At 35.7% G+C, this 24,582-nt stretch carries 19 protein-coding genes; 15 read left to right on the forward strand and 4 right to left on the reverse strand.

The genetic code is table 11. The features are described from left to right. Positions 1-133: 133 nt before the first annotated feature. The 10 genes from BBH99_RS15260 to BBH99_RS15305 all read left to right on the forward strand — a co-directional run bounded on the left by BBH99_RS15260 (position 134) and on the right by BBH99_RS15305 (position 14,085). Complete coding sequence (locus BBH99_RS15260) at positions 134-2,401, forward strand: T9SS type B sorting domain-containing protein (protein ID WP_066697583.1); 2,268 nt, start codon at positions 134-136, stop codon at positions 2,399-2,401. 34 nt (positions 2,402-2,435) lie between these two features. Beyond that, positions 2,436-4,703, forward strand: a complete 2,268-nt coding sequence (locus tag BBH99_RS15265; RefSeq protein WP_073300022.1) for a T9SS type B sorting domain-containing protein — start codon at positions 2,436-2,438, stop codon at positions 4,701-4,703. A 123-nt stretch (positions 4,704-4,826) separates the two neighbouring features. Next, positions 4,827-5,453: an NAD(P)H-dependent oxidoreductase gene (locus BBH99_RS15270; protein ID WP_066697592.1), complete on the forward strand. Its 627-nt coding sequence runs from the start codon at positions 4,827-4,829 to the stop codon at positions 5,451-5,453. A 31-nt stretch (positions 5,454-5,484) separates the two neighbouring features. Next, positions 5,485-7,056, forward strand: a complete 1,572-nt coding sequence (nadB, locus tag BBH99_RS15275; RefSeq protein WP_066697595.1) for an L-aspartate oxidase — start codon at positions 5,485-5,487, stop codon at positions 7,054-7,056. Between the two features lie 12 nt (positions 7,057-7,068). Then, on the forward strand, positions 7,069-7,707 hold the full coding sequence (locus tag BBH99_RS15280; protein ID WP_066697597.1) for a hypothetical protein: 639 nt from the start codon (positions 7,069-7,071) through the stop codon (positions 7,705-7,707). A gap of 12 nt (positions 7,708-7,719) precedes the next feature. Beyond that, the gene (gene nadC, locus BBH99_RS15285) at positions 7,720-8,580 is read left to right on the forward strand and encodes a carboxylating nicotinate-nucleotide diphosphorylase (protein ID WP_066697599.1); all 861 of its coding nucleotides are present in this window, start codon (positions 7,720-7,722) and stop codon (positions 8,578-8,580) included. Between the two features lie 208 nt (positions 8,581-8,788). Continuing rightward, positions 8,789-11,458, forward strand: a complete 2,670-nt coding sequence (locus tag BBH99_RS15290) for a TonB-dependent receptor (RefSeq protein WP_066697602.1) — start codon at positions 8,789-8,791, stop codon at positions 11,456-11,458. Positions 11,459-11,542: 84 nt separating this feature from the next. Next, positions 11,543-11,980, forward strand: coding sequence for a hypothetical protein (locus BBH99_RS15295; RefSeq protein ID WP_066697605.1), 438 nt, complete (start codon positions 11,543-11,545; stop codon positions 11,978-11,980). Positions 11,981-12,047: 67 nt separating this feature from the next. Then, a complete protein-coding gene (locus BBH99_RS15300; protein ID WP_066697608.1) occupies positions 12,048-13,040 on the forward strand; it encodes an aspartate-semialdehyde dehydrogenase in 993 nt (330 codons plus the stop codon). A gap of 58 nt (positions 13,041-13,098) precedes the next feature. Continuing rightward, positions 13,099-14,085 (forward strand): cation diffusion facilitator family transporter, encoded by a 987-nt coding sequence (locus BBH99_RS15305; protein ID WP_066697614.1) that lies wholly within the window; start codon positions 13,099-13,101, stop codon positions 14,083-14,085. 71 nt (positions 14,086-14,156) lie between these two features. Here BBH99_RS15305 and BBH99_RS15310 read toward each other — a convergent pair whose 3' ends face one another. Next, positions 14,157-14,588 (reverse strand): exosortase F system-associated membrane protein, encoded by a 432-nt coding sequence (locus BBH99_RS15310; RefSeq protein ID WP_066697617.1) that lies wholly within the window; start codon positions 14,586-14,588, stop codon positions 14,157-14,159. Continuing rightward, positions 14,575-15,105 carry an exosortase family protein XrtF gene (xrtF, locus tag BBH99_RS15315; RefSeq protein ID WP_066697619.1) on the reverse strand — a complete coding sequence of 177 codons (531 nt, stop codon included), beginning with the start codon at positions 15,103-15,105 and terminating at the stop codon, positions 14,575-14,577. The genes BBH99_RS15310 and xrtF overlap by 14 nt, the downstream gene beginning before the upstream one ends. A 261-nt stretch (positions 15,106-15,366) precedes the next feature. On the opposite strand from xrtF, the gene BBH99_RS15320 reads away from it, so the two are divergent. The 5 genes from BBH99_RS15320 (at position 15,367) to BBH99_RS15340 (ending at position 18,956) form a co-directional block, all read left to right on the forward strand. Beyond that, positions 15,367-16,386, forward strand: a complete 1,020-nt coding sequence (locus BBH99_RS15320) for an aminoglycoside phosphotransferase family protein (RefSeq protein WP_066697622.1) — start codon at positions 15,367-15,369, stop codon at positions 16,384-16,386. A gap of 79 nt (positions 16,387-16,465) precedes the next feature. Then, positions 16,466-16,882 (forward strand): RapZ C-terminal domain-containing protein, encoded by a 417-nt coding sequence (locus BBH99_RS15325; RefSeq protein ID WP_066697625.1) that lies wholly within the window; start codon positions 16,466-16,468, stop codon positions 16,880-16,882. A 69-nt stretch (positions 16,883-16,951) separates the two neighbouring features. Beyond that, the gene (locus tag BBH99_RS15330) at positions 16,952-17,665 is read left to right on the forward strand and encodes a nucleotidyltransferase family protein (RefSeq protein WP_066697627.1); all 714 of its coding nucleotides are present in this window, start codon (positions 16,952-16,954) and stop codon (positions 17,663-17,665) included. A gap of 9 nt (positions 17,666-17,674) precedes the next feature. Continuing rightward, a complete protein-coding gene (locus tag BBH99_RS15335; RefSeq protein ID WP_083188850.1) occupies positions 17,675-18,427 on the forward strand; it encodes an LOG family protein in 753 nt (250 codons plus the stop codon). A 58-nt stretch (positions 18,428-18,485) separates the two neighbouring features. Next, positions 18,486-18,956, forward strand: coding sequence for a DUF6702 family protein (locus tag BBH99_RS15340; RefSeq protein ID WP_228390821.1), 471 nt, complete (start codon positions 18,486-18,488; stop codon positions 18,954-18,956). 458 nt (positions 18,957-19,414) lie between these two features. On the opposite strand, the gene BBH99_RS15345 is transcribed toward BBH99_RS15340, so the two are convergent. Next, complete coding sequence (locus BBH99_RS15345) at positions 19,415-21,637, reverse strand: DUF5689 domain-containing protein (protein ID WP_066697631.1); 2,223 nt, start codon at positions 21,635-21,637, stop codon at positions 19,415-19,417. A gap of 11 nt (positions 21,638-21,648) precedes the next feature. Further along, positions 21,649-24,381: a TonB-dependent receptor gene (locus BBH99_RS15350; protein WP_066697633.1), complete on the reverse strand. Its 2,733-nt coding sequence runs from the start codon at positions 24,379-24,381 to the stop codon at positions 21,649-21,651. Between the last annotated feature and the right edge of the window lie 201 nt (positions 24,382-24,582).

The raw sequence follows: 24,582 nt of genomic DNA on the forward strand, positions 1-24,582 counted from the left end.
ACAACTTTCACTACTTTATCATAATAAATATCATTTTTTTGAATAATCTTAATTTTTTTAACAAAATTAACATAAAATACACATTTATTAACTAGGATTTAATATATTTACCTCGAATTAAATTCTCAGTGAAATGAATAAAAATTTATTATTTTACTTCTCAATTCTTTTACTCTCCCTATCTGGAATATCCTTTGCCCAGACCTATCAACTCACCGGAAACCCTATCAACACTACAGGCTGGACTGTTGTTCCCAGCGCTACCACAAGTGGAGATTTCATTATGCTTACGGATGATGTAGGAAATAAGTCCGGAGCAATAAAGCTCAACGATCCCATTAATCTGAAATATTGTGATAAATGGAAAGTAGAATTTGATTTCAGAATCAATGGAAATGGAATACCGGGGTTTGGAAAAGGAGACGGGTTTGCCTTTTGGTACCTTGCCAATCCTCCTGTAACAAGCCAACAGGGATCAGGATTAGGAATTCCACAGAATGCAGTTGGTTTTATGGTAGGTTTTGATATTTACAACAATACAACCAGCGCTCAAATGAGCAAGGTGCACATCGCTTATGGTGTAGTTCCTAATACCACAGACACAAATAATATTGAATTTTTCAATACTCCCGGAAGTTCCTTCCATTCCGCAGACCTCAACGCAACACAACCTTTCGTAGGAGATACCTACAAACATGTTGAAGTAACCAGTGAAACAGATCCTGCCAACCCCGCAAACTGGATCATTACTGTAAAAATGGATGGAATCATTATCACATCTCAATCATTTGCCCCTTCAGGCGGAGCTGCAACCATGACACAAGGATATTTTGGTTTCTCGGCATCTACAGGAGGTGCTTCAGCAAGAAATTCTATTAAAAATGTAAAAATATACACAGACAAGGTATCTATTCTCAAAAGTCTGATTACACAATCCTTCTGCCCTAATCCAACTACAGGATACGGAAATGTTAATTTAACAGATTTCAATGCTCAGTTTGTGGCCAATCCCGGAAATTATACTTTCAAGTACTATCCTCAGGGCAGCTCTACCCCTATTGCCAATCCTGCCAACTATGATTTTAATACTAACACAACAGTAACAGTTGTTATTAAAGATAATGCAGGAGTGCTTTGTGACAACCCTGATGGAAAAATCCAGTTGAATCTGGCCGCCTTTAAAGCGAACGACAAAACACTTACAGAATGCAATAACAATAAATTGGGAACTGCTACTTTCAATTTAAATTCTGCTAATGTTACCGATGTACTTGGGGTGACAAAGAAATACTATAAAACACTGAATGATTTAAATTCAGGAACTAATGAAATTTTATATCCGGACACCTATGTATCTGCACCCGGAACAGTTTATGTAAAAGTAACCACTCCGTTAGGATGTACAGGTACAGCTAAAATTAACCTTACTTTTTATCCTGAAACACAAGTAAAAGACGCCACTATCCAATCTTGTTTTATTGAAAACAATGTACTTAACGGTGTATTTAATTTAACAACAGCCAATGTTACTTCGCTCACTACAGGAATCATTAAAAAATATTATACAACAATAGCCAATGCTGTTAATGACACCAACGAGATTACTGATCCTTATCAGTATACCTCAACAAGTACAGCTGTGTACGCCAAGGTAATAGACACTAACGGATGTTTTGCTGTCGCAAAGATTAACCTTGTTGTACTTCCACCTGTTAAATCTTCTATTCTTAAAGATAAAACCATCTGCATAGAGAATAAAACAGATCTGGATGCAGGACCAGGTTTTGACGAATATTTATGGAGTACCGGAGCTAAGACTTCTTCTATTAAAGACGTTAGTGTAGGAACCTATTGGGTTAAACTAAGAACCGGAAACTGCATCACCACACAGGTTGTCAATGTACAGCCCTCTCCTAATCCTGTAATCGCAAGCATTGATATTCACAATAACACCATTATGGTAAATGTGGTGGGTGGAAAATTACCATATCAATATTCATTAGATGGAATCCATTGGCAGACATCAAACACGTTTACCGGTTTGGCCAGAGGAGAAGTAAAGGTTTTCGTAAAAGATTTTTATAACTGTTCTCCTATTGATGTTCAGATTACTGTTCCTAACCTCATCAACGCCATCACCCCTAACGGAGATAATAAAAACGACTTTATTGATTATTCCGCTTTGGCATATAAGAAAAACTTAATATTCACAGTATATGACAGATATGGAAATAAACTTTATGAAGCGAATAAAATAAGAAATTACACATGGGACGGAAGAGCTTATGGTAAAAAAATCCCGTCTGCTACTTACTGGTACACCATCTCATGGAATGAAAATGATAAAAACAATACTGAAACAAAATACTCAGGCTGGGTATTGGTAAAAAACATGGAATAAACATTAATACAAACATCATCACAATCCTTCCACTATGAAAAAAAATCTACTCTTTTTTTTACTGGGCATTTTGCTCTGTTTTCCGGAAAAAACTTTTTCCCAAACCTACCAGCTCACCGGAAATCCCGTAAACACCACAGGCTGGGATCTTGTTTCAGATGCTATTGTAAGCGGAGACTTTATAAGACTTACTACTGACCAAACAAGCAAGTATGGAGCAATAAAACTGTCCACTCCAATTACATTAAGCTATTGTGATAAATGGAAAGTAGAATTTGATTTCAGAATTGATGGAAACGGAACAACCCAGTTTGGACGCGGAGATGGTTTTACATTCTGGTATCTCGCCAACCCTCCAACCGGCTTTGTTTCAGGAGGTGGCCTTGGGATTCCCGCTAATGCATCAGGACTAATGGTAGGCTTTGATATTTTCAATAATACCACAGAAGGCCAAATGAGTAAAGTACATGTCTTATACGGCACAAACAATACGGCTGGCAACAATATAGAATTTAACAATACTCCTGGAAGCACCTTTCATTCTCCAGATCTGAATCCCTCCCAGCCATTTGTAGGTAACAACTACAAACATGTTGAAGTAAACGGAGAAACAGATCTTTCCAATCCTACTAACTGGATTATTAAAATTAAAATAGATGGAGTACTTATTGCCGATCAGTCATTTGCTCCTTCCGGAAATGCCGTAGGAATGACGCAGGGATATTTTGGTTTCTCTGCTGCAACAGGAGGGGCAAGCGCCCGACACTCCATTCAAAATGTTAAAGTTTTTGTTGATAAAGTTCCAATTTTAAATAATATCATAAAACCTTTTGTTTGCACAAACCCTGCAACCGGAAGCGGAACCGTAGATCTTACTTCATACAACAACCAGTTTGTAAACAACCCCGGAAATTATATTTTCACCTATTACCTATTAGGTGTGGCAACTCCTATTGCCAACCCAACCAGTTTTCAATATACAGGAAATACTACCATTAAAGTGGTTGTTAAAGACCCCACATCAACGCTTTGTGATAACGGGGATGGCATTATAGAACTAAACCCCACCCCGTTTGCAGCAACCGATGCAAGCCTTACAGAATGTAACAATAATAACGGAGGCGTTGGCATTTTTGATCTCAATACTGCAGCTGTAACCACTTTAACTGGGGTTACTAAAGAGTTCTACCCAAGTATATATGACCTGAACGCCAGTACCAATCAGATCACTACTCCTTCAGCCTATGTGTCTCCTCCTGGGATTATTTATGTAAGAGTAACTACAGCACAGGGGTGTGTAAGTACTGCTAAAATCACACTGAACACTCATCCTGTTGTTACTGTTTACGATGTTGACATAGAATCATGTTTTATAGAAAGCAATCCTTTAACAGCTTCTTTTAATCTTATTAATGCTGCCGTTGTTCCAAATCCGGCTGGATTTACAAAAAAGTATTACCCTTCTTTAACAGACGCTCTTAACGGAACCAATGAGATCATTACCCCAGCCTCCTATATTGCTCCCAATGGAGTAGCCTATGTTAAAGTTTTCAATACCACCGGGTGCTTTTCAATTGCTAAAATAACTCTAAATGTTAAAGGCCCTGTTCCATCCAGAGTTTTAAAAGATAAAATTATTTGTGTAGAAAGCAAAACAACACTGGATGCCGGCCCAGGATTCAAAAGTTACGAATGGAGTACCGGAGCCACTACACAATCTATTAAAGATGTTGGTGTTGGCATCTATTGGGTGAAACTAAAAACCGGAGAATGCATCACGACTCAAACAGTAACAGTATTTCCGGCTGAAATCCCTGTTATCTCCAGAGTAGATATCTCAGGAGGATCGGTTACGGTATATGCAAATGGAGGAATGCCTCCTTACCAGTATTCAATGGACAATATCATCTGGCAGGACTCCAATGTATTCACCAATATTCCAAGAGGAATTGCCAAAGTATATGTAAAAGACAGTTATAATTGTGAACCAACCACCATTAACATCACGATACCCAATCTGATTAACATCATTACTCCTAATGATGATGGTATTAATGACTTTATTGACTACTCGGCATTAGCTGTCAAATCTAATTTTGATGTTAATATTTTCGACAGGTATGGCGTACAGGTTTTCAAGGCAGATAAAACCAACGGATACAGATGGAATGGCACAGCCAATGGCAGAAGAGTTCCTACAGGAAGTTACTGGTATTCTGTTTCCTGGAATGAAAAAAACAACATAAACCGAATAACACCTGTTAACTTTGCTGGCTGGATTATTGTCAAAAACAGGAATTAACCACGTTTATCATTTATATTAGAAGAGTCACCCCTTTATGCGGGGTGATTTTTTGTATTAATTTGAAAGGATATATTTCATTTAAAAACCTCTTTATTCATATTCAATTCTTAAATTTGTGCTATGAATTATTTGGAAGCTTTAAGCAGAAGATATTCTGTAAAGAAATTTAATCATCAAATTATTCCTCAGGAAATTCTTCACAACATTCTTGAGTCAGGGAAACTGTCTGCAAGCTCTCTGGGACTTCAACCTTATAAAATTCTTGTTGTTGAAAGTGAAGAAATGAAAGAGAAGTTGATTCCTGCTTTTTATAATCCATCCCAGATTTCCACATGCTCTCATCTTGTGGTGATTGTTTCAAAGAAAAATATTGAAGAAAATTATATCCAGGGATATTTTAAGCATATTTCTGAAGTAAGAGAAACTCCAATTGAGCAGCTCACACCATTCAGGAACAGCATCAATCAGCACGTTAATCAAAAAACACAGGATGAAATTTTCAACTGGGCGGAAAAGCAGTCTTATATCGTATTAGCCAATCTGATGTATGCCGCTGCCATTGAAAATATAGACTCATGCCCAATGGAAGGCTTCAGACAAGATTTGATAGAAGAGATCCTGAACATCAATCCTGAAACAGAAAAAGTAACCGTTACCCTCGCTTTAGGCTACCGTTCTGAGGAAGACCACTTCCAGCACATGAAAAAAGTAAGAAAACCAAACGAAAAATTGTTTAAATTTATTTAAATATTTAAATGATTGTACCTAAAGCAAGCACATGATAAAAGCGGATGTATTAGTAATCGGTTCCGGTATCTCCGGACTTTCTTATGCCATTAAAGTTTCTGAACAACTCCCTGATGCAAAAATCATCATTGTAACAAAGTCTGATGAAGACGAAAGCAATACCAAATACGCCCAAGGTGGCCTTGCTGTAGTTACTGACTTTCAGAAAGACAATTTTGAAAAACATATAGAAGACACCATGCGAGCCGGAGACGGTGAAAACAAACGTGATGTTGTAGAAATGGTGGTAAAAGAAGCTCCTGCAAGGTTTAACGAAATTGTAGAATGGGGAGCTCAGTTCGATATGAAAAACGGCAAATTTGCTTTGGGAAGAGAAGGCGGCCATACTGAAAACAGAATCGTTCACCATAAAGATATTACAGGTTTTGAAATTGAACGGGCTTTATTGGAAACCGCCAATAGTAGCCCTAATATTGAAATCTTAGACCATCATTATGTAATTGATATCATTACACAGCACCATGTTCCCGGAAAAGAACTTAACGAAGGAGACATTCACTGCTATGGTGCCTATATCCTGGATGAAAAATCCAAAACCATCAAAAAAATCACATCCAAAATCACATTGGTGGCCACAGGAGGCGCCGGGCATGTTTATAAAAACACCACCAATCCTACGATTGCTACCGGAGACGGAATTGCTTTTGTAGCTCGCGCAAAAGGAAAGGTTTCCAATATGCAATACTACCAGTTTCACCCTACTGCTCTTTATAATAAGATTGACGGAATGCTTTTCCTTATTTCCGAGGCAGTGCGGGGAGACGGTGCCAAATTAAGGACCAAAAGAGGCGAAAAGTTCATGCAGAAATATGATGAACGTGAAGAACTAGCCTCCAGAGATATTGTTGCCAGAGCCATAGATAATGAAATGAAAATTTTAGGGGATGAATATGTAGGTCTGGACTGCCGTGAAATGAATCAGGAAAAATTCCTTGAACACTTCCCCAATATCTATAAAAAATGTAAGGACGAAGGAATTGATCCGTTCACTCAATTAATTCCTGTTGTACCTGCCTGCCACTATCTGATGGGTGGTATTGAAGTTGACAGAGACGGCCAGTCTTCCATCAGAAATCTTTTCGCCGTAGGAGAATGCACCAATTCCGGATTGCACGGAGCCAACAGACTTGCTTCAAACTCTTTACTGGAAGGGTTGGTTTTCGGACATAATGCTGCAATGAAAACAGTTTCCCTTCTTAATGAAAATCTATTCAATTTTGATGATTTAAAAGCAGTTCCGGAGTGGAATGAAGAGGGAATGAAAATCATGGACGAAATGGTCATCATCAGCTATCTGAGGAAACAACTTCAGGAAATGATGAGCGATCTTGTGGGGATTGTAAGAAGCAACAGACGTCTGAATATGGCTCTACAAAAACACCAGGAAATTGCAGCCGCGGTTGATGAAATCTACCACTACTCTATTCTTTCTCCACAATTATCAGAACTGAGAAACTTAACTACCGTTGCTCATCTTATCATTATCCAATCTATGGAAATGACAGAAAACAAAGGAGCATTTTATAATAAAGATTTAGTGTAGAAACTTTATGTAATGAAGATCACAAACTTAAATATAACAACAGAAGTAAATATATTGTTTTATTCAAGAAAGGTAATTATTGCTTTCCTTTTATTCAGTTTTATTTTCATCCTTTCACTTTTCAGAAAAAATCTAAATGATTCGGTACAAATAACATTATTTCTCCTCTCATTTCCTCTTGCCATTATAGCAGGATACTGCATCAATATTTGGTTAAGAAATTATTTTATTTCACAATCTAAATATCCTTTGGTACTAAGTATAATATGCAATGTTTTAGAAATTTCAAGACAAAAAATTTCATCTAAACCTATCGATATCAATCTTGAAGAATTTATAAACGACAATAATTTGTCTTTAACTTACAACTATACCAGTAATCCTACACATCCCATTTTAGTTTTTAATAGAAATAAAATCCGTTATTTTACACAAGAATATGATTGGGATAATTTTAAATGGGATTTCTATATAAAAAGGGAGGGAAGATTCACTAAAGAAGTGTTAAAATATCGGGGAATAAACCAAAACAACACATCTATACAAGACTATATTGAATTTGAAAAAATAGAAGCTAAAAATCATGAAATCATTATTCTATTTATCATTCATGACTTATTATTCGGAAAAGGGTTATCCAGATATTATTAAAAAATATAACAAATGAAAAGACCAAGCTACGTTACAGATAAAGCATTAAAAACATTTATAAAAAATGCCCTTGAAGAAGACATCCAGGATGGAGATCACTCTACCCTTTCAACGATCCCTGAAGACCTTCAGCAAAGTGCTAAATTGTTGGTAAAGCAAGATTGTATCCTTGCAGGGGTAGAGTTGGCTGAAATTATTTTTAAAACTTTTGATAAAAATCTTAAAGTTGAAACCTTCACCAAAGACGGAACTCCTTGTAAAGTGGGAGATATTGCTCTTATTGTAACCGGAAGCGCCAGATCAATTCTTTCCACTGAAAGGTTTGTTCTTAACTGTATGCAGAGAATGAGTGGTATTGCAACACTTACTCATGATTGGGATTCGAGATTGGTAGGCACCAAGACCAAACTTCTGGATACCAGAAAAACAACTCCTAATTTCAGAATGTGCGAAAAATGGGCAGTTGCTATTGGGGGCGGAACCAACCACAGATACGGTCTTTATGATATGATTATGCTTAAAGATAACCATATCGACTACAACGGAAGTATTACCAATGCTGTAAAAATGGCGAAAGACTACGTTAAAAAGACGAAGAAAAAATTAAAAATTGAAGTTGAAACCAGAAATCTGGAAGAAGTTCAGGAAGCCATTAATGCAAAAGTTGACAGAATTATGCTTGATAATATGGATGTTAAGACCATGAAGAAAGCAGTAAAAATGATCAACGGTTCATGTGAGTCTGAAGCATCAGGTGGAATTACCCGTGATATGCTTAAAGAAATTGCATCTACAGGAGTAACCTATATCTCCGTGGGGGCTTTAACACACTCGGCTGAGAATATAGATTTGAGTCTCAAAGCCGTGAAATAGCGTTGAATTTTTAATAAAAACACACCCTCTTTATTAAAAACTCAATAACATGACTTTTTTCATACAAAATGTCATTTTTTATCCATTTTACTGAGATCCAGAGGTTTAACATTATTAAGACTGATTAAAAATTAACATTGAGTTAATAATAGTTAAAATATATTTTGCGAATTTTGCAGAAAATTAAATCTAATTATTACTAACGATTATGAAATTAATCAACAAAACGATGCTAACTGCAGTAATTACTTTATCTACAGCTAGTATCTATTATGCTCAACAAGGTAATGACACAGTGCAAGCTAAGTCTAAAGACATTGAAGAGGTAATCTTAAAAGGTGTTACAGATATCGCTAAAGATAGAAAGACACCAGTAGCTGTTTCTAACATTAAAGCAGCTCAGATTCTTGAAAGACAAGGAAATCAAGAACTTGTTGAAATTTTAAATACAACACCTTCTGTATATGCAACTAAAGGTGGTGGTGGTTTCGGAGACTCTCAGATTGTAATCAGAGGATTCGAATCAAGAAACATCGCAGTAATGGTAAACGGTATGCCTGTAAATGATATGGAAGGGGGTACAGTTTACATGTCAAACTGGACAGGTTTAGCAGATGTAACAAGTACTATGCAGGTACAAAGAGGACTTGGTTCTTCTAAATTAGCCATCGCTTCTGTAGGAGGTACAATGAACTTCCTTACAAGATCTGCAGATATGAAAAAAGGAGGTATCGTTAGATTAGGAGTTGGTAACAATGACTTCTTAAAAACCTCTTTTGCCTATAATACAGGTAAATCAGAAAAGGGCTGGTCTTCTTCATTCTTAATGAGCAGACAAGCTGGGGGTACATATATCCAAAATACAGATTATGAATCCTATGCTTATTTCTTTGCTCTGGGTTGGGAACCAAACAAAAAGCATAATTTCCAATTCACTATCACTGGATCTCCTCAATGGCATGATCAAAGAACTTACTCTCCTTTCATTAAGGATTACATAAACTATAATCCAGATCATGATAATACACCTGACAGAACGTACAATTCTGACTGGGGATATTATATCAATGCAGATGGATCAAGAACTCCAATTGCAAACAGAGCCAATTATTACTCTAAGCCAGTAATGATGTTGAACTGGGATTGGACAATGAGTGAAAAATCTAAGTTAAGTACTGTTCTATATATGTCTAATGGTAGAGGTGGTGGAACAGGAGATCTTGGAAGCTACTGGAATGGAAAATTTGGAAGCAACGGAAGCCCTACTACCAATGCAATCAATTTTTACAGAAGACCAGATGGAACTTATGACTATAACCAAATCTTTGCTTTAAACAGTGGTTTAGCAGCAGCTGGTGACCCTTATATGGTGACTAACCCTGCCAATGGAAAACAATACCAAGTAAGAGATGGTATCATCAGAAGATCAAGTATTAACTCTCATAACTGGTATGGTATCTTAGCAAACTTCCAGCACAAAATTAATGACAACTGGAATTTCTCAATTGGTACAGATGATAGATATTACTATGGTTACCACTATCAAGTAGTTTCTGATCTATACGGAGCTAAAGGATATAAAGAAATTCTAAACAAAAATGTTGCGCCTTATATACCATCAAGAGGATATGATTACAAACAACTTGCTTGGAACCCATTTGGAGGGAAAACAGCTCCTTTAAATGAACAGATTGGATACAGCAACGATGGAGAAGTTATCTGGTACAGTGCATTCGGTCAGGTAGAATATACTAAAGATAAATTATCCGCATTCCTTCAGGGATCCGTTTCTAATCAAGGGTATCAGAGAATTGATAACTTCGTTCAGGATGGTGTAACTAAACAGCAAGGACAAGTTGTTAACACAAAAACAGGATTCAAAAACCTTTTCGGATATAACATTAAAGGGGGTGCCAACTATAACATTGACAATAATCACAATGTATTTGCAAACATTGGTTACTACAGCAAGCAGCCGTTCATGAACTCTGTTTACCCAAGTAATTTCCAGGTTCTAAACCCTAGCTTAACTAATGAGAAAATCTTCTCAGCTGAAGTTGGATACGGTTTCAGGTCTCCTAAATTCAGTGCAAATGTTAACTTATACAGAACTGAATGGAGAGACAGATGGTTAAGAAGAACGAACCAGACATTTACATTAGCTGATAATACAACAGCTACAGGATATGCTGAAATCAGTGGTATTACTGAAATTCACCAAGGAGTTGAATTTGATGCAGTTTATAAACCAACTAACTTCTTAGAATTCCAGGGTATGTTCTCTTGGGGAGACTATTACTACAAAGGAAATGCTACAGGAGCAGCATTTGATGATAACAACAACCCGCTTGCATTATCTGGAACCTCAACTTCAACAACACTTTATCTGGATAAAGTAAAAGTAGGAGGAACAAGTAACAACAGTATCCCTCAATTAACAGCTTCATTAGGAGCTACTGTTAAACCAGTAAAAGACCTTAGTATCTTCGGAACATGGAGATATGTAGGAAAAGTATATTCATCTATTGATATTGCTACTTTCTCTAACCAAGCTGCACAGGACAAAGGAGTATTACAATTACCTGATTTCAACTTATTTGATTTAGGGATTTCATACAAAATCAAGTTAAAAGACGCTTCTCAGTATTTCACAATCGGAGCAAACGTTTACAACTTGTTTGATACATTCTATATTTCTGATGCTTCAACAAACGTATTTGCATCTGATGCACCTTCAAAACTAGCTGACGGTTCAAACAATACAGCTAAGAAGACGTACGAACAATTAGGATATATGTATAAAGGTGTTGCAACAGATAACCGTGTTTTATTCGGATTCGGTAGAACTTGGGCTGCAACTCTATCATTCAACTTCTAATTATCACAATATTAGATTTTCTCAATATGAATCCCGGCTTTGAGCCGGGATTTTTGTTATCTTTGTCTACAAAAAAAATAGATTATGGATTTTTACAAGATTTTACTTAATGCCCACAAAGGATTCGGATATCTTGAATTACTTTTGGTAGCATTATTTATCATTGCACTTTTAGCTACCATGTTCGGTTTCAGTGGAAAAGTGAACAAGTTTTTAAAGAAGACTACACTTTTTACAATGATCTTCTTCCACATTCAGTTTCTAGCAGGTCTTTTCTTGTTATTTGTTTCACCTGGTGTTAAAGCAGCTTTATCTTCAGGAACATTAATGAGTGATGCTTATGCAAGATTCCAATATGTTGAACACCCATTTTCTATGCTTATCGCAGCAGTATTAATGACCATCGTTAACAAAAAAGTAAAATCTAACGATACTATTTCCCTTGGGATTACCATTATGGGATTAATTGCTGTAGGTTTATTTGCATTCGCGTTCCCTTGGACAAGAGTCTTTGGGGCTTAAAACAGACAAAGAAATTATATGCGTTATAATTTATAAATAGTTTAATCTTAAATTTTTAATTAAATCAATGAAAGTAGCTGTAGTAGGTTCAACAGGAATGGTTGGACAAGTTATGCTGAAAGTTTTGGAAGAAAGAAACTTCCCTGTAACAGAATTAATTCCGGTAGCATCCGAAAAATCTGTAGGCAAGAAGGTGAAGTATAAACAGAAGGAATTTACGATTGTAAGCATGAAGGACGCTATAGCTGCCAAACCGGATATTGCTATCTTCTCTGCCGGAGGTTCTACTTCCCTTGAATATGCTCCTTTATTTGCAGAAGCGGGAGTAACAGTTATTGACAATTCTTCAGCATGGAGAATGGATCCTGATAAAAAATTAGTCGTGCCTGAAATTAATGCAGATGTATTGACTAAAGAAGACAAGATCATTGCAAATCCGAACTGTTCTACCATTCAGTTGGTAATGGTTTTAGGACCTTTGAACAAAAAATATGATTTAAAAAGAGTTATTGTTTCTACTTACCAGTCTGTAACAGGAACAGGTAAAGCTGCAGTTGACCAATTAAACGGGGAAATCAGCGGAGATGATGCTACTGCAAAAGTATATCCATATCAGATCTTCAAGAATGCATTGCCACATTGTGATGTATTTGCTGATGATGATTATACTAAAGAAGAAATTAAATTAATGAAGGAACCTAAGAAAATTTTAGGAGATGATACCTTCAATTTAACAGCTACCGCAGTAAGAGTTCCGGTTCAGGGCGGTCACTCAGAAAGTGTAAACATCGAATTTGAAAACGAATTTGAATTGGATGAAGTAAGAAAAATCTTATCTGAAACTCCTGGTGTAGTAGTAATGGATGATGTGAAAAACAACCACTACCCGATGCCACTATACTCAGAAGGAAAAGATGAAGTCTTCGTAGGAAGAATCAGACGAGACCTGTCTCAGCCAAAAACGCTCAATCTTTGGATTGTAGCAGACAACCTGAGGAAAGGAGCCGCAACCAACGCTGTACAAATTGCAGAGTACCTTGTAGCAAACAACTTAGTATAAACTAACAATATAAAAAAGAGTCTCAGAATTGAGATTCTTTTTTTTATCAAACACATTTATGAATACCCACAAAGAAAAAATAGGATTTCAAAAAATCATTGCTGCATTTGGAGTTATTCTTTTTGTAGGAAAGATTATTGCATGGAGGCTCACCAATTCCGATGCTGTATTTTCAGATGCCATGGAAAGCATTGTGAACGTTATCAGTGCGTTTATGGGATTATACTCACTTCACTTAGCAGCAAAACCTAAGGACGAAGATCATCCTTATGGCCATGGAAAGGTTGAATTCGTTACTTCCGGTATTGAAGGAGCTTTAATCGCCATTGCTGGTTTAATGATTATTTACGAAGGTGTCCACAGCCTTATTGTAGGAAAGACCTTAAGTAAAATTGATCTTGGGATATGGATTATTATGGCCACTGCCATTATCAACTATCTTTTAGGGTATATCTCCATAAAAAAAGGTCAAAGAGAAAATTCCCTTGTTCTTATTTCATCCGGAAAACACCTTCAGTCTGATACCATCACTACCCTTGGTGTAGTCGCCAGTTTGGTGGTTGTTTACTTCACAAAAATCTATTGGCTGGATTCAGTTGTTGCTTTGATCTTTGGGCTTTATATCATATTCGTAGGCTATAAAATTGTCAGAAAATCTTTGAGTGGCATTATGGATGAACAGGACCCTGAAATACTGCATCAGGTTATTAAAATCCTTGAAAAAAACAGGCACACAGAATGGATAGATATTCACAATATGAAAATCCAGCAGTTCGGAGCTTCACTTCATATTGATGCCCATATCACCTTACCCTGGTATTATGACCTTCGGGATGCCCATAATGAAATGGAAAAAGTCATTATTCTATTAGCCAATAATATCAAAAGAAGCATTGAATTCAATTTCCATATGGATGACTGCAAACCTATTTCATGTCCGGTATGTCAGATTGAAAACTGTCCTGTCCGCCAAAAAGACTTCGTAAAAAGAGTGGAATGGACTGCGGAGAATGTTACAAGTGCGGACAAGCACACTATAGAATAGAAAGCTAAAAAGGCTGAGAAAACAAAATAGGGGTACATTACAGTCCAATTGTCTTCCTCAGCCTTATTTGTTTATTTTCCTTCCATCTGTTTTCTATAGTAAAACATCGGAACTATTAAAAGAATGATTAAAGGCTGAATCACAAACCTTCTCATATAAAAGGAAAAGAGATATCCTATATTGAATTTATTTTGAATACAAAACAGATAAATAGGGAACGCTATCGCAAAAACAATAATCATCATTAAAGCGCCTTGCATTGTCCATTGTTTATTTCTAAACAGCCCTTGAATAATCAGGCAAGAAAAAATAAGATTCAGCACAAATCTCAACAAATGACTTCCTATTAATTTTCCCCATTCAAACGCAGGAAAGCTAATATTTTTAATACCCTCATGGAAGTAATCCAGAAACGGATCATAAAACATTTTATCTTCCACTACTCTGACTCCTATCAAGCCACAGATTCCTAAAACAACAAGAAGCCAGCTAAGAATTTTCATGTTTTAAAGCAAAGAATTTAATCCAGATTAACCAAAGCAAAACAACACTGCCGTAAATAATTGCCGGGAAGACAAAGTCATGAAACATTTTGCCATATTCCTTGTGCTCTGCCATTACAATATTCAAACCCACAATCCGTAAAAGATTCATAATATACAGTAAAACCAGCCCTGCCAGTATAAAAACAAACGTCTTGGAACCTTTATAAAAAGCAAAAACAAAAGATACAAACAGGATCATGATGGAAATGGCATTGCAGCCTTCCACCATTCTTGTTACATATTGTTTTTTTACATAGAACCATACCTGTTCGTTCCTCACATCATTGTAAAGTTGAGAGGGATACCCTAAAACATTTTGTATTGCGTTCACCTGGTTGGCGATAATTCTTGAAAAAGGATCCAAACCGGAATCCTTGTTCGCATTCAGATAAAATTGATACGCAAAAAGCAACACCAGATAAATAATGATGAAGCGCAGCAAAATCCCTAACACCGGCTTAAAGTCCTTTAACATGTTACAAAGATAAAAATTAGACTGTAATAACCTGAATGAGAAACAAGAAAGTTAAATCATTCCACTAAAACAGGATATAGAAAGCCTAAAATACACTATACAGTGACAAATCAAAGTAAAACTTACTTAAAACATCATAATGAAGCTTATAAAAACAAACTTCATCTCCTATTTTCACATTCAGCTCTCCCTTCTTCCAGCTTCCTACTTCCAGCCTAATACGATTCGTCTTAAATTAGTATATTTGTTTCCATATTAATTATGACTTCTGAACACGCAAATCGATTTTTTGAAAGCCAACTAGGCAAAAAATCCTCTGAATTCATCACATTAGCTCAAAGTGGTTCTGCGAGGGTCAACTTTCTGGCCATCACCGATACTGAAAAATATATTGTCACCTACAATGAGAATATTCCTGAAAATGAAAGTTTTATTTATTATTCAGAAATATTTTCAGCGCTTAATCTTAATACTCCCACCATTCTTGCCCTCTCAGAAGACAGGAAAATGTATGTACAGGAATTTTTAGGCGAGCAGACTTTATCAGAGATAATTACTAAAGAACATGTATCACCTCATGTAGAATCTTTGGTAAAGCAAACATTGAAAAAGCTATTCAAACTGCAGATCCAAACACAGGGGAAAATTGATTTTTCCAAAACATTTGAGTACGAAAGTTATGATGAGCTTCCCGTGATTCATGATCTGTATTATTTTAAAAACTTCGTGGCAGATGTTCTGGAACTGGAATATAATAAATCAACCTTACTGAAGGAGTTCAAACAAATTGCATCATTGGTGGAGAGTCTTGAACCTAAAGGCATCATGATCCGGGATTTTCAGGCCAGAAACATTATGGTGAATGAAAAAGATGAAGTTTCGTTTATAGATTATCAGTCAGCAATGAAAGGTCCTTTGATGTATGATGTCATATCATTTTTGTTTCAGGCTAAGGCAGATTTCCCTGAAGATTTTAAAAATGAAATGCTGGATTTTTACATCCAACTATTTAAGGATCAGAAAACTCAACATCAACTAAAAAACTCGGTTAAACCAATACAAATGATGAGATTCCTTCAAGTCTTAGGAGCCTATGGCTTCAGAGGCCTGATTCAAAGGAAGCAGCATTTTATGGCCAGCCTTGAAAAAGGAGTCCGAAACATCACAGAATTTGCTTCTTCCTGGGAAGACATGAAAAATTATCCGGAACTTAATAAGGTTATAAAACAATTATCATTAGAAGGTACCCGTAAAAAAATTGATACCATTTTAAATGAGTAATTTGGGAACCAATACAACCTACTTTAAAACTTAAAATACCTTAATGGTTAAATCCAGTAAATAAAAAAATAAAGAAGAAATGCTACACATAGACATCCACAGTTTTTCGTATAAAAAAGGAGGAATTCCAAAAGATAACTCAGGAAACGGAGGCGGTTTTGCCTTTGACTGCAGAGGGATTTTAAACCCTGGAAGAATTGAAGAATATAAAACTCAGACCGGAAATGATATCGGTGTACAGGAATATCTTGAAACCAAAACTGAAATGCCTAAGTTTCTGGAACTGGTAAAATCTATCGTATCTATCAATATTGAAAATTATCTGGAAAGAGGGTTTGAAAACCTGCAGATCAACTTCGGTTGTACAGGCGGGCAGCACAGATCTGTTTATTCTGCTATAAAAATTGCTGAATTCATCAAGGAAAAATATCCAGAGGGAACACTGATTACCATTCATCACGACGAACAACCACAACTGAACATTAGTAATGAGTAATGCGCAATCAGTAATATTCGTGTCCCGTTATTACATTACTCATTACTTATCATTTATTACTCATATTATATGAAGGCACTTATTTTCGCCGCTGGAAAAGGCACCAGGCTTAAGCCATTTACGGACCACCACCCTAAAGCTCTGGCTAAGGTGAATGACATTCCTCTTCTGGAGAGAAATATCAATTATCTGAAAAGCTATGGAATAAAAGATTTTGTGATAAATATTCATCATTTTGGAGATCAGATTGTTGATTTTTTAAATAAAAATGATAACTTCGGCTGTAAGATTGAAATCTCCGATGAAACCAATGAGTTATTGGAAACCGGAGGCGGCTTGATTTTTGCCAGAAGATTTCTTGACCATGGAGAAGATTTTTTAATTTTAAATGCTGATATTTTAACCGATCTCAATATTAATGCATTGGTGGAATATCACAAAAAAATAAAAGATTTTGCTACTTTAGCGGTATCGGACCGTGAAAGTTCAAGAAAACTTCTTTTCAATGATGATATGGTATTAAGAGGTTGGCTGAATGTACAAACAGGAGAACAAAGGCTTGCTGAGTTCAATAAAGGATTTAAAGCTCTTGCCTTCAGTGGCGTTCACTGTATCAACCCGGTCATCTTTGAAAAAATAAAAAGAAAAGGCAAATTCTCTGTTATGGAAGAATATCTGGATCTGATGCAAACCGAACATATACATGGTTTTCTGCATGACAGTATTCTTATAGATGTTGGAAGACCGGAATCTGTAATAGAAGCCGAAAAATATTTTAAATAATTTGTGCAAATGGAAATGGATGGAATTAGGGATGAAAGCCTGGTAAACCCTGAATTAGATATTAACGAAACGAAATTACACAACAGTTTCAGACAAAAAACATGGGATGAAACCATTACTAAAGACAGCTGGATGGTTTTCAAAATTATGGCAGAATTTGTAGATGGCTACGAAAAACTGGCAAAAATTGGCCCATGTGTATCTATATTTGGTTCAGCCCGTCTGAAACCGGAAAATAAATACTATGAAATGGCGGTAGAAATTGCCGAGAAAATCACCAAACTAGGTTTCGGAATTATTACCGGAGGAGGTCCCGGAATTATGGAAGCAGGAAACAAAGGTGCTTTCAATGCGAAAGGAAAATCAATAGGACTTAATATTGACCTTCCTTTTGAGCAACATTTTAATCCATATATCAACAAATCTTATTCTATGAACTTCGATTACTTTTTCGTGAGAAAAGTAATGTTTGTAAAATATTCCCAGGGATTTGTAGTAATGCCAGGAGGTTTCGGAACTTTGGATGAGCTTACTGAAGCCATGACTTTAATTCAAACCAATAAAATTGGTAAATTTCCAATCGTTTTGGTAGGAAGTGAATTCTGGGGTGGATTATTAGACTGGTTCAAAGCTACCCTACTGAAAGAAGGAATGATTGCAGAAGATGATCTTGATCTTTACAGAGTAGTAGACACTGCTGATGAAGCTGTAGCGCACATTAAAGCTTTCTATGATAAATATTCTGTGAATGTAAATTTTTAATTGGCATATTATTTGTGAACTATAACTAGCAAGAATGATTGTAAATCTATTAATTAAGATGAAAAAACTTTTATATATATCAGGAATTTTAACATTTTTTGTGTTAATGAGTTTTATGTATGTAGACTTTTTCTCTTCAATGACCAAAGTGGATTATATTGATGGAAGCAAGACATTGAAGTTTACCACAAAAATGAATACAAGCCATATCTCGGACGCTATTAAGATCAATCCTAACACAGCAGGATTTGAAGCGGAAGTGAAAAAATATGTGAACAATAATTTTGATGTGTTTGTCAATGGTGCTCCCAAAACAATTACCTTCACGGGAAGTCAGATCAGCGGAGAAACTGTATGGGTATATTTTGAGACCGGTGGGGTTTCAGATATCAATACCTTAAAAATTAAAAATACGATCCTTTTAAGCGCTTTTCCGAAGCAAATCAACCTGGTGAGTATCGCCTATAAAGGCAGCCAGAAAATGATGAACTTCCAACGAGGAAAAGAAGTGAATGAGGTTTCTTTTTAGATAAATAATTTTGTAATATAAAAACCACTGCTTTTGCGGTGGTTTTTTATTTTCTATGATTACTTTTTGCTCATTACATACATTCTTACTTCATATTCAATATCATTTTTATCATATTGAAAAGCTATTTTTTCTAAAGACCAACCTTGAGAATTGCTACCTTCTACCAAAAATAAATTCTCCGTTTTGATGGTTTTTCATAATCTCACTCTTATATTTAAATCTGTAATCATAAGCTGCTCCATTTCCTTTACTCATATAAAAAACCTGACATCACTTTTCCTATGGCATACTTTGTATTTTTAAACATATGTTCTTTAGGTCTCCTATATAATAAAAAAGGGTAATCAATACCAGAATACAAGAAATATAAATGAATAAAAAAATAAAACTCTCAAATTAAGTCATAAAAAAACCGGCTCTTTCAAGCCGGTTTCATTTTTACAAAAACAAAATAATTATTGTCCTTTGATTTTAAAATCATCCACTTCCCACGTTGAAGCAGCAGATGTTGTAGAAGTATATTTAAATGCAATTCTTACATTTTTACCTAAGAAAGCACTTAAGTCTACATTTCCTGAACTGACCCAATCTCCGAAGGCTCCGGTATTAGTATCCAGAATAGCCGGAAGCGGAGTCCATGTTGTAGTTGTTACATCACCTGTATAATTATCTGTAGCAAACACCTGTAAAGCATTTCCTGCATATCTTACATCAGTAGTAAAGGTTACTACAGCTTTAGATTTTCCAACTAAGCTCACTGCTTTAGAAATTAACCAGTCTTCATTATCAAAATTATTCCCTGCACCTCCTGCATTACCATTCATCATTGCATAATAATTTGTTCCGTTTCCTTGGTTGGATGTATTCCAGAATTGGTTTGGTCCTACTTTATTAACGGCTGTCCACTCTGTATTATTAAATCCTCCTGAAGCGAAATCATCCTTATACAGAACAGGAAGCGGAGTATAAATACTTCCATCACATCTAGGATTAGTTAATTGAAGATCCGGAAGTTTTGTGAACCATAATTGATATGTACCATTGAATACACTTAAAATAGCATATACATCACCTTTTCCTCCTGCTACTTCAATAGTACTTGCTGCTTTTCCTGCAAATACAGCACGCCCGCTCGTTCTTAAAGTAATTGTCTTTCCTGAACAGTCTTCTAAAGTTCTGTTAGAAACAGCTGTGCCGTCTGCATATGTTTTTCCTAAATCTCCATTAATGAACTCAAGATCTTTTATTTTGATCCACCTTCCAACATCAGCTGTTGTTAACTGAGAAATTGTTCTTTCAGAAGCTATAACTGTTCTGGCAGGTTCATTGGAATCATATAAATGTTTGTATATATTTTCTTCTCTGATTCTGTATCCAATAGTAGATACTGACTCATTAGATCCTAGCTGTAATTCTCCGGAAACATTCCTTAAATACAATCCTTTAAGCTTAATATAAAGGTCTTTTCCCACTTTAAATCTTGCATCCTGGAATAAGTCTGTTTTATTGATATTGATCTTAATTCCTCCTGTTGCATCCTCTACATATAGATATTTGAATAAGTTTCCTGCTTCATCATTAGCCGTAACCTGAGCTTTTACATAGAAATCTCCTGTAATCTCTGCTAATACCAATCCGTTTGTAGGTAATGAAGCACCAAGTTGCTTGATATCTGCAATAGTTTTAGTTGTAAGGTTTGCATTGCTAAATCTACAAGGGTTTTCCTGAATTTCATCCTGGCGTGGGAAATGCGGATCTTTTCCTTCAGCATTCAGTGGGCCACCTTCCATATCAAGATCAGTAACTTTATTGATATAGAATTGGTACGTTGTATTGGACCCAGATTGGAACTTACTGAATATTCCTTTAAAGGTTCCCTGTCCGGCTGGAATATATTGATTGGCAAAAGAAGAATATCCACTGTTTCTTACCACTGCAGTGTTTTTGTAAACTTTGGCTAATTTGTCCCAATTCTGACCAATTACTTTATCCACAGTTTCACCATTAGGTGCATAGTTAGAGCATAATGCTCTGGCATCAAACTCTACATTATTCAGTTGAACTAAACAACCGATTAGGTCTTCATTAGCTTTAAGATCTGCTATAGAGATTACTCTTGGAGTGATTTCCCCTCTTGTAGTACAAGATCTTAAAATTACACTTGGCGCTAATTTCTCAGGGATTCTGGATACTCCGTTTGCTGTAGATTCTGCTCCTGTTTTTACCCCAAGCTGAACTACACCTCCATAAGTACCTACCGCAAGCCCGTTAAGTTTTACATATATTTTAGATCCCTGTGGAAATCTTGTATAAGAACTTACCATATCTACACTGATGGTAAAACCATGAGTAGGATCTTTCAATGCATCCTGAATATAGATTGTTTTATAGATATTCCCGGTTTCATCCGTAGAAGAAACATATCCTTCGATAAACAAATCATCACTTGGATCATTAGGCTTATCTGCCGGGAATACATACGCAGCCCCTGAAGGGTTATTTTCAGTAAACTTCTTTTTTAACTCACTTAGGGTTACATTAGCCTTAAAATCGGCAACACATGCATAACCATCAAGATTGGGTTCATCATATTTATCATCGTGTACACATCCTACGGTAATCCATAGAGAAGCGACTGCGATACAAATATATTTTAAAATTGAATTATATTTTTTCATTGTAGTCTTTGTTAGAATCTTAAATAAACATTAGTAAAGAAAGTTCTTCCTCTATCATACCAAAGCTTTGGTCCGAAATAAGGAATTGCTCTTTGGGATTCTGCAAGTGCATCCGTAAAGTTAGCAGCTCTTCCCTGTTCAAATCCACCTGTTACATAATTTCTGTTATTTAAGATATTATTCACAGAAATGCTTACCCCAATTCTATATTTCCCAAATTGGAAAGATTTACCGGCATTAGCATTCAGCATAAATTGGTCATCAAATTTCTTTTGAGCAGTAAGTTGCTGAATAACTTCCGGTGTAGCTCCATCATAAATAAGACCTCCTGAATCAGGAATTGTATACATTGCAGCCGTTTTGTTAAGTGCAGAGAAATCAAGATACTGATCCATCAGATAATTAGCGGAAGCTCCTACCCACCAGTATTTAGGTGAATTGTATTTTAATCCTAAAGAGAATGCTTTTTGAGGGGTACCAGCTACTTTATAATCTTTTACATTGGCTGCACCATAGCTTCTGAAACCATTAAGATCATCAACTGAATATACCTGTGGAGTGTTTGTAAATTTGTATTCCCCAACACTTGCTACCCCTATAGCATTAATAGTAGGTGTAATTTTTACATCAAAGCCTAATTCAGCTCCAATATATCTCTTATCAGCACCACTCATTGCTTCATTAATCAGTGTATTGTATGATCCTGAGTCTGTAGAAACTGCTGCATAATATCTTGCTAATTCGGTAGAGTTACTGATTGTAGTATAGTATCCTGATAGTCTTAATTTTAAGATCTGACCTCTCATGATATAACTGATATCATTAGAGTTGATAATTTGATTTTTTACACCAGGAGTTAAGAAATCTGAAACCCTAGGATTGATGTAGATTTCATTAAGTGTAGGAGCTAAGCTAAAGAAAGCACCATTATATACGATAAAGTTTTTACCATTGATTTTATAGGTAATCTTCCCTTTAATACCAGCGTCTAAAGCATTATATACTGCACTTTTTCCTTTAGAATTGTTTGTAAACTGTGCAATTCCACTTCTGTAATCTCCATTTCTGTAAGACTCAGATTGTGAAGCAAAGATGGAAGCCACTACATTCCATTTGTTGAAATCAATTTCAGTAGAAACATTTAATGAATAATGATTTCTGGTCAACTGATAAGAATATTGAGTTCTGTCTCCTACTCTTACTTTAGTATTTTCATCATCAAGGTTATATCTTACATCATTGTTAAAAGGATTAAGATTATTAGCATAGTTTGCTCCTAATAAATCATTAATTCTTCTGAAATTGTCTGATTTTAAGTTCTGATAATTAAAGTTAATATTCAACTTCCAGTTATCTTTCAGCTTCGTATCAAAGTGTGATGAAAAATTGAAAGTTTTGTCTTTATTCACATCATCAATTAATGTATAAGACGCACCTCTCTCCGAACCATCCATATTCGTTTTATTAATACGGTTGGTATTATATAGATAATTCCAGTCGATTTGAGATTGTTGTCTAAACTCATCAGCTGTCAGAAGGCCATAGCTTGGTAATTTTCTGTAATAAGTAGGATTAGGATCCGCAGCATGGAACCAGTCTAATCTACTTCTTGCATCACTACCAAACTGATAAGAAACGGTATTGATCCAGTTAGAGTTTTTACCTATTTTTAAGTAATCTGTTAACATGAATACCGGCTCATACACATTTCTGATTCTGGAATTTCTTTTTTCTCCATCTTGCCATCCCCAGTATGAGTTATAGTTTTTACCCATCAGGTCATAAACCTCCTGAGTATTTGGAGCGTTAGAAGCCCTGTAGGTTGGAGATCCGAAAGCAGTTAAGTTAATAGAATGTCTGTCACTGAATTTCTTTTCAATAGAAGCAAAATAAGCATATGCGTCCTGATATACTCCATCAATGATTGCTCTGTCTCCCCATCTTCTACTTGCTGAGAATGTAAATGCCCAACCATCTTTAGATAGGCCTGAAGAATAAGTAGCAATTGCTCTATGCAGATAACTTCTGTTGGTAAATGAATACGCCAATGAAGTTTGTTTTCTATAGCTGGAAGCTCTTGTATTATAATATACGGCTCCACCTAAATTACCAAAAGTATATTCTGAAGGAGTAATGTTATCTACATTTTCATAAGGGTATCTTGTTACATCATTAAGACCTCCCCAGTTATTAAAGTCTACTTTTCCGTCATCATTTTTAGACATGGATACCCCATTAAAAAGTACATCCTCAAATCTGTTATCTACACCTCTCGGTCTGAACCAGTAAGCACCCAGTTCAAAAGCGGAAACATTCTGGAAAGCATCTCTTCCTGAACTTAAAAGTCCTACAGTAGGCTGCATTGATGAGCCTCCATCTTCAGTATCATTTGCTGAGTCGTCAATAACTATTACTCCTGCATCTGATCCTAAGTTGTAATTAAGTGTAATCACACCTAAATCTTTTCTCTTCTCATCTGCAGTAACATCAAACTCTAAGATTTTAGATTCAAAGTTTGGTTTTGTTACGGTGATAAGATAATGGCCAGGTTTTAAATCCACAAACTGGAAGTATCCAATTTTATCCACAGATGTGTCATCAGTGGACTGTGCTAGATCTACTTCTGCTTTCTCCAAAGGCTTACCATCCTGATCTTTAACATACGCAAATACAGTAGTTTGCGCAAAATAGAAAGAGGCAGGCATTAAAGTAAACAAAGAGATTAGGGATAGTTTTTTAATCATAATAAACTTATTTTTAACTCCTTCTTTATTTAAAGGGCAACAAATTTAGGACTATTTTCATTAACTCAAACATTTTTAGCTATTTATTCTATTAATTTTTCTTAACCTCCATTCATTATCCTAAAAATATGGGCTAATTTTAATCAATCACAAAAAAGGCGAATAGATTTTAGGAAAAGCATTCCACAATCATTACAGAAT

Source organism: Chryseobacterium contaminans (assembly GCF_001684955.1).
GTDB lineage: Bacteria > Bacteroidota > Bacteroidia > Flavobacteriales > Weeksellaceae > Chryseobacterium > Chryseobacterium contaminans.

Excerpts from the sequence above, each read along its gene's own strand:
- BBH99_RS15265 (WP_073300022.1), top strand. The coding sequence starts at position 2,436 with ATGAAAAAAAATCTACTCTTTTTTTTACTGGGCATTTTGCTCTGTTTT.
- BBH99_RS15300 (WP_066697608.1), top strand. The coding sequence starts at position 12,048 with ATGAAAGTAGCTGTAGTAGGTTCAACAGGAATGGTTGGACAAGTTATG.
- BBH99_RS15280 (WP_066697597.1), top strand. The coding sequence starts at position 7,069 with ATGAAGATCACAAACTTAAATATAACAACAGAAGTAAATATATTGTTT.
- BBH99_RS15270 (WP_066697592.1), top strand. The coding sequence starts at position 4,827 with ATGAATTATTTGGAAGCTTTAAGCAGAAGATATTCTGTAAAGAAATTT.
- BBH99_RS15305 (WP_066697614.1), top strand. The coding sequence starts at position 13,099 with ATGAATACCCACAAAGAAAAAATAGGATTTCAAAAAATCATTGCTGCA.
- BBH99_RS15340 (WP_228390821.1), top strand. The coding sequence starts at position 18,486 with ATGAAAAAACTTTTATATATATCAGGAATTTTAACATTTTTTGTGTTA.
- BBH99_RS15290 (WP_066697602.1), top strand. The coding sequence starts at position 8,789 with ATGAAATTAATCAACAAAACGATGCTAACTGCAGTAATTACTTTATCT.
- BBH99_RS15325 (WP_066697625.1), top strand. The coding sequence starts at position 16,466 with ATGCTACACATAGACATCCACAGTTTTTCGTATAAAAAAGGAGGAATT.
- nadC (WP_066697599.1), top strand. The coding sequence starts at position 7,720 with ATGAAAAGACCAAGCTACGTTACAGATAAAGCATTAAAAACATTTATA.
- BBH99_RS15310 (WP_066697617.1), bottom strand. The coding sequence starts at position 14,588 with ATGAAAATTCTTAGCTGGCTTCTTGTTGTTTTAGGAATCTGTGGCTTG.
- BBH99_RS15295 (WP_066697605.1), top strand. The coding sequence starts at position 11,543 with ATGGATTTTTACAAGATTTTACTTAATGCCCACAAAGGATTCGGATAT.
- BBH99_RS15335 (WP_083188850.1), top strand. The coding sequence starts at position 17,675 with ATGGAAATGGATGGAATTAGGGATGAAAGCCTGGTAAACCCTGAATTA.
- BBH99_RS15345 (WP_066697631.1), bottom strand. The coding sequence starts at position 21,637 with ATGAAAAAATATAATTCAATTTTAAAATATATTTGTATCGCAGTCGCT.
- BBH99_RS15350 (WP_066697633.1), bottom strand. The coding sequence starts at position 24,381 with ATGATTAAAAAACTATCCCTAATCTCTTTGTTTACTTTAATGCCTGCC.
- xrtF (WP_066697619.1), bottom strand. The coding sequence starts at position 15,105 with ATGTTAAAGGACTTTAAGCCGGTGTTAGGGATTTTGCTGCGCTTCATC.
- BBH99_RS15260 (WP_066697583.1), top strand. The coding sequence starts at position 134 with ATGAATAAAAATTTATTATTTTACTTCTCAATTCTTTTACTCTCCCTA.
- BBH99_RS15330 (WP_066697627.1), top strand. The coding sequence starts at position 16,952 with ATGAAGGCACTTATTTTCGCCGCTGGAAAAGGCACCAGGCTTAAGCCA.
- BBH99_RS15320 (WP_066697622.1), top strand. The coding sequence starts at position 15,367 with ATGACTTCTGAACACGCAAATCGATTTTTTGAAAGCCAACTAGGCAAA.
- nadB (WP_066697595.1), top strand. The coding sequence starts at position 5,485 with ATGATAAAAGCGGATGTATTAGTAATCGGTTCCGGTATCTCCGGACTT.